This is a genomic window from Bacteroides sp. (assembly GCA_036351255.1).
Classification (GTDB): domain Bacteria; phylum Bacteroidota; class Bacteroidia; order Bacteroidales; family UBA7960; genus UBA7960.
In genome coordinates this window covers 141476-157111 of record JAZBOS010000052.1, presented here as the reverse complement: position 1 = coordinate 157111, position 15636 = coordinate 141476, and the positions used below count along the sequence as shown (strand labels likewise).

Sequence of the window (15636 nt, the reverse complement as noted above, 5' to 3'; positions counted from 1 at the left end):
AATTCTGGGTTAGAACCCTTTTCTGCAGGGAAAGCAATGGCCAAATTGTAAATTTTCTTGAGGGTAATACCACAGACAGGGTTGAGTCGGGTTTTATACGGTTTAAAACGACTAAAACCCGACTGAACCCCGAGGATGGTTTGGAGATGATATTACATTGGGAAAGTCCTTAAGAAGGGTTGAGGGTGGCCCCTTTTTGCCTTTCCAACAAGGACCATTGCCTGAATCCCTTGCTATTTATTGATCAGGCTGATCAAAGCGATCATCAGGGCAAAGGTTGCTATGATCGGGGCCCGACTTCACGATCACGTTGTGAATGCCGGCGAATTCGCCCTCCATACTAGGTAAATACATCTTCGTTGATCCATTTAACCGTAGTGCCTGGGGTCACCTGTATCACCTTTGGATGGTAGGAATTGCCGATGATGCGTACAGTCACCACCTTGGTTTCCGGGCCATACACCACGGGCACATCTGCGTCGGGTGAGCCAATGCCAAAGGGGGTAATGATGCGCAGGAACTGTTCGACCATCCATCGGCCTGTCCGGCAGGGTTATTGCGGCCAATGTTCTCCTGGGCTGCTATGGTGGCTAACATTTCCTGCCCGCTGATTCTAAAACTGCCCCACGAACAAACGGTTTCAGGCCTCACAGGCATTGGCTGATTGATATATTCCAGGCTGAAATAAAAACAGGAAAAACAAAAAGGTATTTCTTCTTTAAGGCTGGAAAAGCGGTTTTCATAAGGATGTAGTTTTTGGGTTAAGAGACTGAACTGATTGCTTCTAATTTAAAGTTAATGATTTTTTTAATATTTATGCATTCTTTTACTTAATTACATTTTAATTTTTTACACGAAACTTTCAGCTGATTTTGCTTTGAAGGTTCCGCAAATACTATAATTCGCCCTATATTTACAAAAAAAATCCTGCCATGAAGAAATTGACTAAAATCAGTTTGTTTTCCAGCCTGCTGTTAACCAGCAGTTTATCGTTTGGACAGGCCGCGACCGAAGAAACGGGTACCATAGAAAAGATTCTGTCGTTCTGGCCTTTTGTGGTAATCCTGGTTTTGCTTTTACTGGCGGTGCTCTGGTATCAGAGCATCAAGACCATGCGTCGCCGGCGCAAAAGCGGACGAAAGGCGGCAGCCGGATTAAACCCTGTTACAACCCTTGGGTTTGTAACAGTATTTTTAGTCGTCCTGCTGGCCCTGCCCTGGTTTCTAAACAATATGGAAGACAAAGCCCCCACAGCGACTAAAACCACGGAGATTGCCCCGGAAAACCGCGTGGAAACTGTTTTTCTGATTGAGGGGATGACTTGCACCGGCTGCGAGAATGCTATCATCAACCGGGTGGCAGAGCTCGATGGTGTCCAGACAGTAAATGCTGACTGGCAGGCTGCGCAGACCCAGGTGGTGTATGACCAGACCAAAGTCACCGAAGACCTGATCGTTGGCGCCATTATGGCTGCGGGATATACCGTCACAGGTATACTGGAAGAATAGTATCCGGCAAGAAAATGCCAGTCTTTAAGGGCCAGTTAGTATGATGCTGCCTGGCTCGCGTGCAGGATTCAGCATCCGGGATTTCTGATTGTCACCGGCTGGGTTATCAACATGTTTTTTAGGTGATTGAAAAGCTTTTGCCAGGGGCACCATTTATGGTGCCCCTGGCATTTTTCTACCCCTCTCAATGCCAATTTCGGCCTGAAATCAACCTAAAGTTCGCAAATTATTGTTATCTTTACAATACCTCCTCGTACTTATAAAATATTAAAAAAAAGGTTTTCTGTCAAGGTTTATCATAAAATCATTTAAAACATACATCGCCATGCTCAAGAAATTTACCTTCCTGCTGTTTTTCCCGGTATTAACCCTCAATGCGCAATACAAGAGCGTACAATACAATTACGAAAAAAACTGGCTCGGCGAAAACCAACCCCTTCCGGCAGAAAGCCAATGGATGCTCAATGGTTCGATGCCTGCCAGCATCGACATGGTTGAAATGGAACTTTTCGGAAGCAATGACCTGGACAAGAAACCACTGTTTTCGTCCGATTACCGGAGTGCATCAGGGTTTCAGGAAAGGACATTTTCAATCCCGGTTAACTATATGCTCAGGGGCAATAAAGAATATACCATTCGCATCAATTATTTCAGGCCAGCGGCCCCTGCCGAGATTGAACAGTTAAAAGTCATGATCGGTGAGGCGGTTTCTTCCTATCTGATCATGTCAGTGCGCTCCGACCGCAACAGTATTTCTCTTTCTAAGCATCCACGCCTGATGCGTCAGGAACTGGATCAGATCGTGGTTAAGGTACTTGAATTATACAGAAACCGGACGGGCATTGATTTCCCGGGTTTTTCCGACCTGATATACAACAAACTCCAGCAAATTGACGACCTGAGCCTTGGCAAGGCCCGGTTCAACATACTGGGCAGTAAGGATACCAATGAACAGGACCTGAAGGTGGCTTTCTTTCAGCAAAACCTGGAAGAGCTCAAACAGATGTGTATGCAGGAGATAAACCAGTATTTGGGTTTTGAGTTCCTGGTGCTGGCTGATTCCCGGGTTATTCCAAACTATCCCACAGAAAAAACCCGGACAACGCTTCCCATCAACTTCGGCTACGGAGGCGTTTATAACACAGGCGGTTTTGAGGACCTTTCCTATGACAGTGCGCCTTATGCAGGCGTGTCCTTCCCATTGGGAAATCCTGCCCTTAACAGCAAATTCCGCAGCAACAGCTCCATTTCGGCGGGTATTTTCATCAACAATTTTGATTTTGGAGACGATGAGGAAATAACCGGTCCGCTGATCGGGAGGCCCATCTACTTGGCCTATGGCTATAAAACCGCCTATTTCCTCAGGCTGAATGCCGGAATGACCCTATTGCAAGATGAAAACAGCAACGACAACAGCAAAATTTACATCAGGCCTTTTGTGGGATTAAGCGTTGAACTAAACCTCTGGCTGGGTTTAAGCCGTTAATGTTAATTTTTCAGGCCCCTTGTACTGGATGTAAGTCAGATTGGGCCGTTGAAACAGATTTATTAACTGGCAAAAGATACCTGGAAATGAAAAAATATATCATCCTGCTAATCCTGATCTTTAGTATGGGTTCCCTGAGAGCCCAGACTGACATTTTTAACTGGAAATTGACGGCCGGGGGCGGATCCTTTGTTTATGAGGACCATTTCGGTTTTCCAGAAGACCTGAAACATGCTGTCTTTGGTCTGCACATTGAGCGGACACTGAATCGCAGTTTCAGCACAGGTCTCAGCCTTTTCACCGGGCGACCTATGGGCGGCATTCTGAAGAACACCGGATACGCTGGCCTTACGTTTGGCTTCAGGTGGGATAACGGCTGGCTGCTGGGTGAGCGCGTTTTCCTGGCGCCTTACCATTCCCTGGAGGCGGGCTACCTGACAGGAGAAAAACGTTCAGACGGGTCAGTCCATCACGACTTTGCAGCCGGAACCACCCATGGATTGAAGTTTCGCCTCAGTGACCGCTTGTCGGCACGACTGGGATTTGGGCTGTATTATCCATTAGATGAAAATCAGGATAGGAAATGGTCGGAGTTGATGTTTTACCATCAATGGAAGGCAGGCATCTCTTATTATTTCGGGGCACGCAAGATCAGGTACCGCGGACCAGTCTTCAATGCCGGGCAGATTTTCTCCGTTCAACGGGAGACCGTGACTCCGCCGGAATTAAGTCCTTTGACCGAGCAGGATAGCCTACCTCAACCCCTTGCCCAACCCAAGGTCATTGTGGAAGAGACAATCATTGTAATGGAGGAAGATAGCCTTCCGGAAGAACCCCGCATTCAAATATTGAAGACTGACTCCCTGCTACAGATTAGCGTTAAGGAAGGAGAGACCGTTATCATCAATATCTCACCAGAAATGTTCGGGAAACCTGCCGCAGAGAAAAACAAAGAGGAGGTTTTGGAGAAAGGCAGAAAACAAGAGGAGGCCGAAGAACCCCTGGAAGAACCCGAAACGGGCACTAAAGGGGAAGAGACCATTACAACCAAAACCGGAGAGGTTCAGGAAGAAATCATCTTAGAGCCTGTGGAAGAAACCACCGAAGAAGTCGAAGAAGAGGTCTCTGCTGAGACAGAAGAAGGGCTTTCAGAAGAAATCTCCGAAAAGGTCGCTGAAGGGAAAGCGGAAGAAGCATTACCGGAGGTCGCTGAACAAATTGAGGAAACGGAAAATGTGGAGGACTTTGAGGAGCTGGAAGAAACGGAAGCAGTCGTTGAAACTGTAATCGTTGAAGAGGAGGTTGAAGAAGAAGTACCTGAGACTATTGAAGAAACTGAGATTGAAACCAGCCCTGAAGAAACCACCGAAGAAGTTGAAGAAGAGCTCTTTGCTGAGACAGAAGAAGAGCTTTCAGAAGAAATTCCTGAAGAGGTCGCTGAAGAAAAAGCGGAAGAAACATTACCGGAGGTCGCTGAACAAATTGAGGAAACGGAACCGTTGGAGGCCGTTGAGGAATTGGAAGAAACGGAAGCAGTCGTTGAAACTGTAATGGTTGAAGAGAAGGTTGAAGAAGAGATCCCTGAGACTATTGAAGAAACTGAGGAAAAAGCCAGCCCTGAAGAAGCCATTGAAGAACAAGTCGTGAAAGAAGAGCAGGAAAAAAAGCAGGTCGAAACCCGGGCAAGATCGCTTAAGGCGCCGGAAACAACGCAGGTGGAAGAAGCGGTTACTGAGCCAGAACCCATTCCAGCAGAAATTTTACCCATAATGGTACCCGACTCCCTGGAATACAGGTATCCCATTGTGCTGACCTTCCCCTTCAATAGTGCCAGCCTTCAAGAGGGACACCAGGATGTTTTGCATCAGGTGGCCAAGGACCTGGAAGCCCATCCGGGCCTGTTGTGTAAAATCTCAGGCTTTGCCGATAAGAGCGGCGATACTATTTATAATATGATCTTGTCAGGTCAGCGGGCGGAGGCCATAATGGAATGTCTTGCCGGATTTGGCATTGACCCTGATCGCATCATCATCGAAGCTTTGGGCGACCGTTTTGCCTCTGAGGAGTTTAGTGAAGAAGAGCGGAAGGTAGAGATAAAAATCATTGCTTCCCCAGCGCCCGGCGAGCACCCCTAGGGTTATTGTACTATTTTCAGGACTTCCAGCGGGGTTTGATGACAAAACCTGCAAAGAGTGAAGCCACCACATAAAAGGGATACACCAGGGCCAGAGCCGGATACAGCCACATCAAGTCGCGCCTGCGATGGTAATCCGACAAACTGAAAAGCAAGGGGAAATCGACCAAAGCCTTGAATACCAGCAAAAGGAGTGCCCCCAGCAGGGCTTTCTGCGAAATGAAAGGACTAACCAGTATTCCCGCAAAAATTGTTAGGTTCATCAAAGCCACCACAAACCCCACCAGGAGGGTAAAGGCATCCCTGTAACTGCCCGTCTTCCCTGCCCAGCGGCCCCGCTGGCGAAGGAATTCTTTGACAGTGGATACAGCACGGGTGTAAACGATTGCCCCGTGGCTTTTCATGTAAGGGATCTTTGCCCCCGGGAGCTTTTTGAACTTATGCAGCAGGAACACATCATCGCCTGAAGCCAGGTGTTCATTCCCGCTATACCCGCCCACCTGCAAAAAAAGGTCCTTGCGAAATGCCAGGTTGGCGCCATTGCACATCACGGGCCTGCCGATGGCTGCTGCTCCGGCGGTGCTTCCTGCCAGGCTCATAAACTCAAGGGCCTGCATCTGCGAAAAGATGGTTTTACCGGGAGCCATTGCCACCGGACCGATTATCATTGCAGGCTGTTCCTGTTCAATAAAGCCGGCCAGGCTTTGCAGCCAATGGGTCCAAAGCAGGACATCCGCGTCGAGGGTGACGATCCAGTTGTTTTTTGCCATTTCAATCCCCAGGGCCAGGGCGTTTTTCTTTCCCGGTTTCGTAGTCAAATCTCTTGCCTTAATTAATCGGACGTTGGTGAAAAACCCAGAGGCAATTTTTCGCTCAACGATGGCGGCAGTGGCATCGGTGGAATGATCATCGACCACGATGACTTCATACCGGTTTTTAGGGTAGTGCTGATTGCGCAGCAGGATCAAAAGCTGCATGATGTGTTTTTGCTCGTTCCTGGCGGGGATAATGATCGAGAAAGGGGTTTCGCTGCTTTCTTTATACCAGAATATTGGCAGCCGCATCCAACCGGCAGTGAAGGCCACGATCAGGCCTGTATACAGGACGGCAATCAGAATAAAAATCAACGAAAGGGTCATCGGCTCAGGATTTTGCAATGGGCTTTAATTTTCCGCTGAGTGATAGCCCTGCGCCCAGCAGCCCGGGAAGGGCCAGGTTGAACAACCACAGCAAGAGTGTAGCCGAAACAATGGTCAATTCTATGGCAGGCAGTCCTGCCAGCTTAGGGCCCAGATAAATGTTAAAGACCAGCAAGGCCACCGAACCCCTGATGCCCGCTTCGGCAAGCCCTGAAACAGGAATGCCAACCATCACCAGGTAAATTATGCTCAGCACCATAAAGGTCTCGAAAAACATCAACTGAAGGCCCAGCAGCAAAAGCAGCAAATGAAACTGGGTGATGAATATGGCATAGCGCAACATGCTGAGTGAGAACAGCACCCCCATTTCCTTGCGGGTCAGGGTCATAAACACCTCGGTGATCTTCAACTTTTTGGGGAACCAGCTTCGTTGTTGCAGCCAGGCCAGGATCTTTTTGGCATACGTCACAAGAAGCATGGACAATATAAGGGCAATGCCCGTGAACAGCAGCAGTTGTCCTTCGCGTGATGCGCTGTATTCGCTGGCTTTCCCAATGATGGCCAGCGCGACACCCACATGCCCAAAAAGCAATGTAACCAGAAACTGGGTAAAGCTCCCGGCAGTGTTGATCACCATCCCCCGCAACTGGTTCTCGGGTTGAAGCACCACAACCCTGCCGGCAAACTCTCCTGCCCGGCGCGGGGTGATCATCCCCAGGCTGATGCCAAACAGCACCCCCGCATAAGCCCGCCTGAGACTCACGGTCTCAAACCGCTGGGCCAGCCTGCGCCATTTCATGGCTTCAAGCAGCCAGTTTAACAGGGTTAGTAAAAGAACTAAAACCACCAGCAAAAAGGATTGAAACGACCAGTCAAGCGATGCCTTCCAGAATGAGAGCTGCTCGGGAGGTATGTTAACAAGGGAATAAACAATATAAGCCAAAGCAGCCAATGGGACAACATAGCGAATGACCACCCAGAATATTTTACTTACTTTTGCCTTACCTCCCTGTGGGTGGTTACCTTCAAATAATTTCAGCATTGGAATACGATAGGATCATCATAGGCATTGACCCCGGCACCAACAATATGGGCGTGGGTGTGATTGGCATTAAAAAGAACAAGGCCGAGGTCATTGCAATGGATGTATTAAAATTGGATAAACTGGCAAATCATCCTTTAAAACTCAAAAAGATCTTTGAAACGGTACTTCGCAACATTGATCATTACCACCCTGATGAACTGGCCATTGAAGCGCCGTTTTTCGGCAAGAATGTCCAGTCGATGCTGAAACTAGGCCGGGCGCAGGGTGTGGCCATTGCTGCAGCCCTTCATCGAGATATTCCCGTCTTCGAATATTCTCCCCGCAAGGTCAAACAGTCCATCACCGGCAAGGGTAGCGCCTCAAAAGAACAGGTGGCAGCCATGATTCAGCGCATCCTTGCGATCAGCGAGCTTCCCCAGAACTTCGATACCACGGATGCCCTGGCGGTGGCCATGTGCCATTACTTTCAGAAAAAAAGCCCTGAGCAAACGGCCCCAACCACCCTCACTGGCTGGAAAGCCTTCATTGCCGAAAACCCTGGACGCGTCAGCAAATAAGGCCTACTCCAGGTGGGCAGCAATCCGTTCAGCGATCATTTTATATTCCTCGGGACCTAACTTCAGTTTGGGCTTACGGAAATCGATGTCGTAAATCCCGTTGATGGGCACCAGGTGGATATGAGCATGGGCCACCTCCAGGCCAATGACCGCCAGCCCGATCTTCTCGCACTGTATGCACTTCTTAAGGGATTTGGCCACCTTTTTGGCAAACAGGAACAAGCCCTGGTATTCCTCATCTTCAATATCGAAGATATAGTCGGTTTCCTTTTTGGGGATAACCAGCGTATGCCCTTTAGCCAGGGGATTGATGTCGAGGAAAGCCAGATAATGATCGTTTTCGGCCACCTTATAGCATGGGATCTCCCCGTTCACAATTTTAGTAAATATGGATGCCATGATCAGTTTGTTTTGGTTGAAATCAAAATTAATAAAAAATGCCGGATGGCTTGTTGATAAAACCATCCGGCACAATCTGGGCGTTTAATCGCTTTACCTTGAAATCTCCATGATCTCAAACGACAGGACACCGGCCGGCACCTGGATATCAACCAGTTCGCCCACCGATTTTCCAAGCAAGCCTTTGGCTACAGGCGAATTCACTGAGATCTTCCCGCTTTTCAGGTCTGCCTCATTTTCAGGTACCAGCGTATAAGAGGTCTCCGATTTATTTTTCAAGTTACGCAGTTTAACCTTGGTAAGGATGGATATCTTATTATCATCCAATTGACTTTCGTCTATCACCCGCGCATTGCTCAGGGTCTCTTCGAGCTTGGAGATACGAAGTTCGAGCATGCCCTGTGCATTCTTTGCAGCATCATACTCGGCATTTTCTGAAAGATCGCCTTTTTCGCGCGCTTCTGCAATTTGCTGCGAGATGGCCGGCCGCTCGACCGACTTTAACTTCTCCAATTCATCCCTTAGCTTCTGTAATCCTTCTTTGGTAAAATACTTCACTTCGTTCATTTCAATGCGTATTAATGATATTAAAAATGCTTTTGCATACAGTTTATGTATGGTTTAAGGGGACTTTAAAAAAACGTGGAATATCTTAACGATTGTTTTCCGGTCCCCCTTCCAGGCTTGTCTTTATATGGAAGACCGGCGTACTGGAGTTTAGGAAGACTTTGGGGAAATCAGACAAGAAAAGATTATTGAGATGGCCCGAACCCTTGTTGCCCAAAGGGTACAATCCGCCCCGGCCCTCCGGACCAGGACCAGCGTATGCACCAATATTTTTTTGCAACAGGTTCATTTTACCTTTTCTTCATCAAGCTATTTTTCTCGCCAGCAGGGCAAAAAAAAAACTGCTGGCAGCCAAAGTAACCTAAAACTGACAACACTTTCGTAATTGCCCTCATGCGGGGCCTTAACAGAAAAAACCCCCAACCGGGGCTGGGGAGAACTAGGATTTAAATACTTAGCAAATGTAAGTAATAAAACAATAATCTGCAAATAAAAATCAGGAATACTTTCTGTTGATGATCTCTGAAAAGATCACTGCTTTGCGGGCATCGAAATCAATGTCAGCAGCACGCAAGGCCTCAGCTTCCAGCATTTCTTCGGCGGCCTGCAAGCGGGCTTCTTCAGCTGCATTGGCACGGATCAAATCTTCAATCGTCTGGTCGCGAACTTCGGTAGAGAACTGGTATTCCTCAGGAACAGAACCAGGGGCCTTAATGGTTTGATAGACAGGCTCCTGGTAAGTACTGAGCTCTTCGGCCATTGATTCATATTCAGGCTCCTGGTTTTCAAAAACGGTTTCAGCAGGGGCCCTTTGGGCCACAGGCTCCGGAGCAGGCTCAGGCTTGGATGCTGGCTTTCCTCCAAACATTTCTTTCAGCGCTTCCTCCAGGTCAAATTCGCGTGGAGGGCTTGCCTGCTGCGGACGAGATGCAGGAGTGGGTTTGGCAGGCGCCTGGTTTTTTGATTTTCTTTTCATGATGCTGACAACCAGCCAGGCAATGACTAGAATGATATATACAAAATCTTCCATAACCTATTATGTTTTACCTTCTTTTTTTAAACCACCGTTTATAAAAGGGGTCTCTTTTTTTGGGTTTCAGCCATTGTTCGCTTCTTTTCCGGTTGGCCTTCATCCGGTCCCGGGTATCGGGCGTTTGAAGGCTTAAATGGCGATCGAGCCCTGTCTCGTATGCCTGCATGGCCTCACGGTCCCTTTGTTTTTCGACCTTCTCTGCCTTACGCTCGGCACGGATCGCCTGCCGGTTTGATTGGCACCCAAACAAAGGAAGGAAAAAAATCAAAAGATATACAAAAATCCGCATAATAATTAAAAAAACTGATTTTCAGTAAGCTAACGAAACCAGAGGCCCTATTATTTTAACAAAAATACCATTTTATTGGTAATTTTGCATGGAAACGGGAAACAAACCCGTAACCTTGCCGTTTTTTAACCAAACCGGAATCCGCAAGGGGTTTAATTCCACTTTCAAAAACCGGATGCTCAGAAACCTGTTATTATTGACCTTGTTCAGCACCCTGCTTTTCCTTCCCATATCGTGCGGGAAGGAAGATCACCCCGTTCCGGATTACAGGGTTGAATTTACCATTAACCTGGATTCTACCCAATATATTGAGTTGAACGGTATCGGTGGCTGGGCCTTCTTTAGCGGTGGGTATAAGGGCATTATCATTTATCGCTGGAGCATTGATGAATTCACGGCTTTCGACCGGGCCTGCCCCTTCCATCCCTTCGACCCCTGCGGCATTGTTACGGTGGAAGACCCGCCACTTGCTAAATGCGATTGCTGCGGATCACAATACCTCCTCATTGACGGCTCTGTGGTAGAAGGGCCCTCAACCTTTCCCCTCAAGCAATATCGCACCTATTACAATCCCCCCTACCTGCAGGTGACAAACTGGTAGAAACCTCAACAGTGCTCACTTTTTGCATTTTAAATATCTGACTGTCCTCATTTTTACTTTTCCTCTGGCGTTTACCCAAAGTAATCGGCAAATACTTTTTTTATGGTCAAAACCGGTCAATTCTCCCTGATTTTTCCAACTTCAGTCATAGTTAATACGGAGTTTATACGGTTTAAACCGTATAAACTCCGTATTAACTCCGTATTAACTATGAGCCAGGCCAGGCCATATAAAGAAAAATCCCGGATACGAAGCCTCTTTCGGCTCACATCCGGGACCTTTTAAAGTTCCGTTTGAAGAGACCCCTGGATTTCCTACTTTCAGGAATTAAAGGCAGGGGGGCTTCTAAGGGATATTAGTAGCGGTAATGATCGGGCTTGAAGGGACCCTGTAATTTTACGCCCAGGTATTCAGCCTGTTCCTTCGACATTTTGGTAAGTTTTACGCCGATTTTTTCAAGGTGCAGGCGTGCCACTTCTTCGTCGAGGTATTTAGGCAGGCGATAAACATCAATCTTATAATCGTTTTTCCAGAGGTCCATCTGTGCCAGCACCTGGTTGGTAAAGCTGTTGCTCATCACGAAAGAGGGATGGCCAGTGGCGCAACCCAGGTTCACAAGGCGTCCTTCAGCCAGCATGAAGATCTCGTGCCCGTCGGGGAAGATGTACTTATCGACCTGGGGCTTGATGTTCACCTTTTTGATGCCAGGGAGTGCGTCAAGTTTATCGACCTGTATTTCGTTGTCGAAATGACCGATGTTGCAAACGATGGCCTGGTCTTTCATGCTGGCCATATGTTCAACGGTGATCACATCCCTGTTCCCGGTGGCGGTCACAAAGATATTGCCTTCTTCTAGGGCATCCTCAACGGTTTTCACTTCAAAGCCTTCCATGGCGGCCTGCAGGGCACAAATAGGATCAATTTCGGTAACGATCACCCGTGCGCCATAGCCTCGCATGCTTTTGGCGGAGCCTTTGCCCACGTCGCCATAGCCGCAAACGACGACCACTTTGCCGGCTATCATCACATCGGTAGCCCGCTTGATGCCATCGGCAAGGGATTCGCGGCAGCCATACAAGTTGTCGAATTTCGATTTGGTAACCGAATCATTCACATTAACGGCGGGGAACAGTAGTTCACCGGTTTCCATCATCTGGTAAAGGCGGTGTACACCCGTGGTGGTCTCTTCAGAGACACCCTTGATCTCGCCGGCGGTACGGTGCCATTTCTGGGGATCTTCGGCCAGGGTGTCCTTCAGGAGCTGGAGGATGGCAGCCTCTTCACGGCTGGATGGTTCGACATTAAGCGTCGAGGGGTCTTTCTCGGCCTGGAAGCCTTTATGTACCAGCAGGGTGGCATCGCCCCCATCATCAACGATGAGGTTGGGGCCTTTCCCATCGGGGAAGCTCAGGGCTTGTTTGGTACACCACCAGTATTCCTCGAGGGTTTCACCCTTCCAGGCAAACACCGGGATGCCTGCGGCAGCTACAGCGGCAGCAGCGTGATCCTGGGTTGAGAAAATGTTACAGCTAGCCCAGCGTACATCGGCGCCCAGGGCAACCAGCGTCTCAATCAAAACGGCGGTCTGAATGGTCATATGCAGCGAGCCGGTGATGCGCGCACCCTTGAGGGGTTGCTCCTTTCCGTATTTCTCGCGCAATGACATCAGGCCCGGCATCTCCTTTTCGGCAATTTCTATCTCTTTGCGGCCAAAGTCAGCCAGGGCAATATCTTTAACCTTGTATTTTAAAGCTTTTTCAGTAATCAGATTTTCCATTTATTTTTTACCTTTGATTTTTGTTTTGCAAAGATAATACATTCCCGCAGAAGGGAAACAGATAATGAAGTATTGGCAGGAACACAAGCCAGGATGCCGATGGTTCCCCGGAAAATGGTTCCCGATATACTTTTTTTTATGAAACCTTTTTCCAGGTTTTTAATACATACCAAATGAGTCTCTTCCTGAAAAAAAAACTTGAAGATGCCGCCCTTGGGGTCTGGGAGATCAGTGAGACGGTGGAAGAACTTTGGAAAAGCGTAAATCTCTCCGAGCAGGAACTCAAATATTACTCATATTTACGATCGGATACGCGCAGGCAGCACTGGCTCAGCTACAGGCTGATCCTGCCCCACCTGATCAGGCCGGGCGAACTGACAGGGATTGAATACGACAAAGATGGCAAGCCTTATCTGAACAACGGGGTAAGGCACATTTCCGTCACCCATTCAGGCAAATTTTCGGCCTTAATCGCCAGCGGGAGTAAAAACGTGGGCATCGACATTGAGCAAATGAGCCCCAAGATATTTAAGGTAGCTCATAAGTTCTTGAACGATTGTGAATTGCGTATTGTTTTCTCCTCACACGCCATGGAAGGTTTGTATGTGATCTGGGCTGCCAAGGAAGCCTTATTTAAATTACACGGGCGACGCGACTTGCAGTTCAGGGAACATATCCGTATCTTTCCATTTGAATTTGAAGGACAGGGGGCCATCCGGGGAGAGATCACCGGAAAAGAGGGCACCCAGGTTTATGATGTCGCTTATCAGACACTTGAAGATTATATTCTTGTTTATGCGGTCGACCGTTAGGCTGGCCATTTCAAAATGATCATGCACATATTAGAAAACATAGAAGAAAAAACCAGGCAAAAGAAGAAGCAATTAGCCATTCTGGTAGATCCTGACAAGAGCACGCGATCGAGCCTGGAAGAGATATCAGGGTTGGCCTGCAAATCGGGCGTTGATTATATTTTCATTGGCGGCAGCCTGCTGACGCGCGACAACCTTACCTTTTGCATTGAAGAGGTAAAAAAACAATGTGAGCTTCCCTTGGTGCTTTTCCCGGGTTCTGTTTTTCAAATCGATGAAAAAGCCGATGCCTTGCTGCTGCTGTCGCTGATTTCGGGCAGAAATCCCGATATGCTGATCGGCAACCATGTCGTGGCGGCTTCAATGATCCGCCAGAGCGGCCTGGAGATCATCCCTACGGGCTATATGCTGGTGGAAAGCGGGAAGATCACCTCAGTACAATACATGAGCAATACCATGCCCATTCCATTCGATAAAACGGATATCGCTGTTTCGACAGCCATGGCAGGGACCATGCTTGGATTAAGGGTTATTTTTATGGATGCGGGCAGCGGAGCCTTGCATCCGGTTCCAATGGATATGGTAATGACTGTGAGGGGAAGCATTGCTGTGCCCCTTATCGTGGGGGGTGGTATCCGAACGGCAGAGACGGCTTATGAGACTTGGGAGGCTGGTGCAGATATCATCACCATTGGCAATGCAGCAGAAACCCACCCAGAAATTATCCTTGAGGTTTCACAGGCGAAACAGGAACTGAATGCCATAAACCGCGAAAAAAATATTAAATTCGTGTAAGCAATTTAGAAAAATAAACAATTGTGATATGAGCTATGATTTGATCGTGCTGGGCAGTGGGCCCGGAGGATATGTTGCGGCCATCAGGGCATCGCAGCTGGGGCTGAAAGTAGGCGTTGTTGAAAAATCGGAATTGGGTGGGGTTTGCCTCAACTGGGGCTGTATCCCTACCAAGGCCCTGTTGAAAAGCGCTCAGGTATTCGATTACCTGAACCACGCCGGAGATTATGGCATCAAGTTGGATGGCCAAGCCAAGGCCGACCTCCCTTCCATGGTAAAAAGAAGCCGCGAGGTGGCAGAAGGTATGAGCAAAGGGGTTCAATTCCTGTTCAAGAAGAACAAGATTGATCTGATCCAGGGATTCGGCAAAGTCGTGCCTGGTAAAAAGCTGGAAGTCAAGGCCGAGGATGGAAAAACGACTACCTATGAAGCCAAAAATATCATCATTGCAACGGGGGCAAAAAGCCGCCAGCTTCCCAATCTGCCCATTGACGGGAAGAAGATCATTGGTTACCGTGAAGCCATGGTGCTTGACAAACAGCCCGAGAGTATGGTTGTGGTTGGCTCAGGCGCCATTGGTACAGAATTTGCCTATTTTTATAACACCATCGGCACACAGGTAACCCTTATTGAATACTTGCCGAATATTGTACCCCTGGAGGATGAAGAAGTTTCCAAGCAACTGGAACGCTCGTTCAAAAAATCGAAAATGAAGGTGATGACCTCCAGTGAGGTCAAATCGGTGGATACCAGCGGAAAAAAATGCAAAGTCCTGGTAAAGACCAAGAAAGGCGAAGAAACCATTGAAGCTGACATAGTGCTTTCAGCCGTTGGCATTTCCACCAACATAGAAGGTATTGGACTTGAAGAAACCGGGATCAAGACAGAGAAGGGAAAGATCCTGGTAGATGAATATTACCGGACCAATGTTGAAGGTTATTATGCCATTGGGGATGTGGTTCCCGGGCAGGCCCTGGCACATGTAGCATCAGCGGAAGGAATCATATGTGTGGAAAAGATGGCAGGTCACGATCCTGAGCCGATGGATTACAACAACATTCCAGGCTGCACCTACAGTGTTCCTGAGGTGGCTTCCGTGGGCTACACCGAAGCTGCTGCCAAAGAGGCCGGCTATGAGCTTAAGGTAGGCAAGTTCCCTTTCACTGCCTCGGGAAAGGCCAGTGCAGCAGGGAGTAAGGAAGGCTTTGTCAAGGTCATCTTCGATGCCAAATACGGTGAGTTACTGGGCGTGCATATGATAGGTGCCAATGTCACGGAAATGATTGCCGAAGCAGTTGTTGCACGCAAACTTGAAACGACTGCCCACGAGATCATCAAAGCGGTGCACCCCCACCCGACGATGTCGGAAGCCATCATGGAGGCCGCAGCGGCTGCTTATGATGAAGTTATACACATTTAAAGATTCAGGGAACACCTATTTTCTGACGAAATAACAATGATGAAAAAGCACAGCAAGGCCATGACTTCCTGCCG

At 48.2% G+C, this 15636-nt stretch carries 16 protein-coding genes; 8 read left to right on the top strand and 8 right to left on the bottom strand.

Annotated elements, in window-relative coordinates; translation table 11 throughout:
• Positions 1-340 precede the first annotated feature (340 nt).
• Positions 341-532 carry a hypothetical protein gene (locus V2I46_05040; GenBank protein ID MEE4176857.1) on the bottom strand — a complete coding sequence of 64 codons (192 nt, stop codon included), beginning with the start codon at positions 530-532 and terminating at the stop codon, positions 341-343.
• A gap of 400 nt (positions 533-932) precedes the next feature.
• Here V2I46_05040 and V2I46_05035 point away from each other — a divergent pair, with 400 nt between their 5' ends.
• The 3 genes from V2I46_05035 to V2I46_05025 all read left to right on the top strand — a co-directional run bounded on the left by V2I46_05035 (position 933) and on the right by V2I46_05025 (position 5129).
• Complete coding sequence (locus tag V2I46_05035; protein ID MEE4176856.1) at positions 933-1508, top strand: cation transporter; 576 nt, start codon at positions 933-935, stop codon at positions 1506-1508.
• Positions 1509-1833: 325 nt separating this feature from the next.
• On the top strand, positions 1834-2994 hold the full coding sequence (locus V2I46_05030) for a hypothetical protein (protein ID MEE4176855.1): 1161 nt from the start codon (positions 1834-1836) through the stop codon (positions 2992-2994).
• Positions 2995-3080: 86 nt separating this feature from the next.
• Positions 3081-5129 (top strand): OmpA family protein, encoded by a 2049-nt coding sequence (locus V2I46_05025; protein ID MEE4176854.1) that lies wholly within the window; start codon positions 3081-3083, stop codon positions 5127-5129.
• 16 nt (positions 5130-5145) lie between these two features.
• Here V2I46_05025 and V2I46_05020 read toward each other — a convergent pair whose 3' ends face one another.
• Positions 5146-6267: a glycosyltransferase gene (locus V2I46_05020; GenBank protein MEE4176853.1), complete on the bottom strand. Its 1122-nt coding sequence runs from the start codon at positions 6265-6267 to the stop codon at positions 5146-5148.
• A 4-nt stretch (positions 6268-6271) separates the two neighbouring features.
• A complete protein-coding gene (locus V2I46_05015) occupies positions 6272-7309 on the bottom strand; it encodes a lysylphosphatidylglycerol synthase domain-containing protein (protein MEE4176852.1) in 1038 nt (345 codons plus the stop codon).
• On the opposite strand from V2I46_05015, the gene ruvC reads away from it, so the two are divergent.
• Complete coding sequence (ruvC, locus tag V2I46_05010) at positions 7309-7869, top strand: crossover junction endodeoxyribonuclease RuvC (protein MEE4176851.1); 561 nt, start codon at positions 7309-7311, stop codon at positions 7867-7869. The genes V2I46_05015 and ruvC overlap by 1 nt on opposite strands.
• Positions 7870-7872: 3 nt before the next feature.
• Here ruvC and V2I46_05005 read toward each other — a convergent pair whose 3' ends face one another.
• The 4 genes from V2I46_05005 to V2I46_04990 form a co-directional block, all read right to left on the bottom strand.
• Entirely contained in the window at positions 7873-8268 is a 396-nt protein-coding gene (locus V2I46_05005) for an HIT family protein (protein MEE4176850.1), read from the bottom strand.
• A gap of 93 nt (positions 8269-8361) precedes the next feature.
• Positions 8362-8835 (bottom strand): transcription elongation factor GreA, encoded by a 474-nt coding sequence (gene greA, locus V2I46_05000; protein MEE4176849.1) that lies wholly within the window; start codon positions 8833-8835, stop codon positions 8362-8364.
• Between the two features lie 496 nt (positions 8836-9331).
• A complete protein-coding gene (locus V2I46_04995; GenBank protein MEE4176848.1) occupies positions 9332-9865 on the bottom strand; it encodes a hypothetical protein in 534 nt (177 codons plus the stop codon).
• A 13-nt stretch (positions 9866-9878) separates the two neighbouring features.
• Positions 9879-10157 (bottom strand): hypothetical protein, encoded by a 279-nt coding sequence (locus V2I46_04990; GenBank protein ID MEE4176847.1) that lies wholly within the window; start codon positions 10155-10157, stop codon positions 9879-9881.
• Between the two features lie 175 nt (positions 10158-10332).
• On the opposite strand from V2I46_04990, the gene V2I46_04985 reads away from it, so the two are divergent.
• Positions 10333-10758, top strand: a complete 426-nt coding sequence (locus tag V2I46_04985) for a hypothetical protein (GenBank protein MEE4176846.1) — start codon at positions 10333-10335, stop codon at positions 10756-10758.
• 355 nt (positions 10759-11113) lie between these two features.
• Here V2I46_04985 and ahcY read toward each other — a convergent pair whose 3' ends face one another.
• Entirely contained in the window at positions 11114-12535 is a 1422-nt protein-coding gene (gene ahcY / locus V2I46_04980; GenBank protein ID MEE4176845.1) for an adenosylhomocysteinase, read from the bottom strand.
• Between the two features lie 173 nt (positions 12536-12708).
• On the opposite strand from ahcY, the gene V2I46_04975 reads away from it, so the two are divergent.
• From V2I46_04975 to lpdA, 3 genes are read left to right on the top strand one after another with little or no spacing between them, the layout of a single operon-like run.
• Complete coding sequence (locus V2I46_04975; protein ID MEE4176844.1) at positions 12709-13347, top strand: 4'-phosphopantetheinyl transferase superfamily protein; 639 nt, start codon at positions 12709-12711, stop codon at positions 13345-13347.
• Positions 13348-13368: 21 nt separating this feature from the next.
• Positions 13369-14142 carry a geranylgeranylglyceryl/heptaprenylglyceryl phosphate synthase gene (locus V2I46_04970; protein ID MEE4176843.1) on the top strand — a complete coding sequence of 258 codons (774 nt, stop codon included), beginning with the start codon at positions 13369-13371 and terminating at the stop codon, positions 14140-14142.
• Positions 14143-14170: 28 nt separating this feature from the next.
• Complete coding sequence (gene lpdA, locus V2I46_04965; GenBank protein MEE4176842.1) at positions 14171-15562, top strand: dihydrolipoyl dehydrogenase; 1392 nt, start codon at positions 14171-14173, stop codon at positions 15560-15562.
• Positions 15563-15636: the final 74 nt, after the last annotated feature.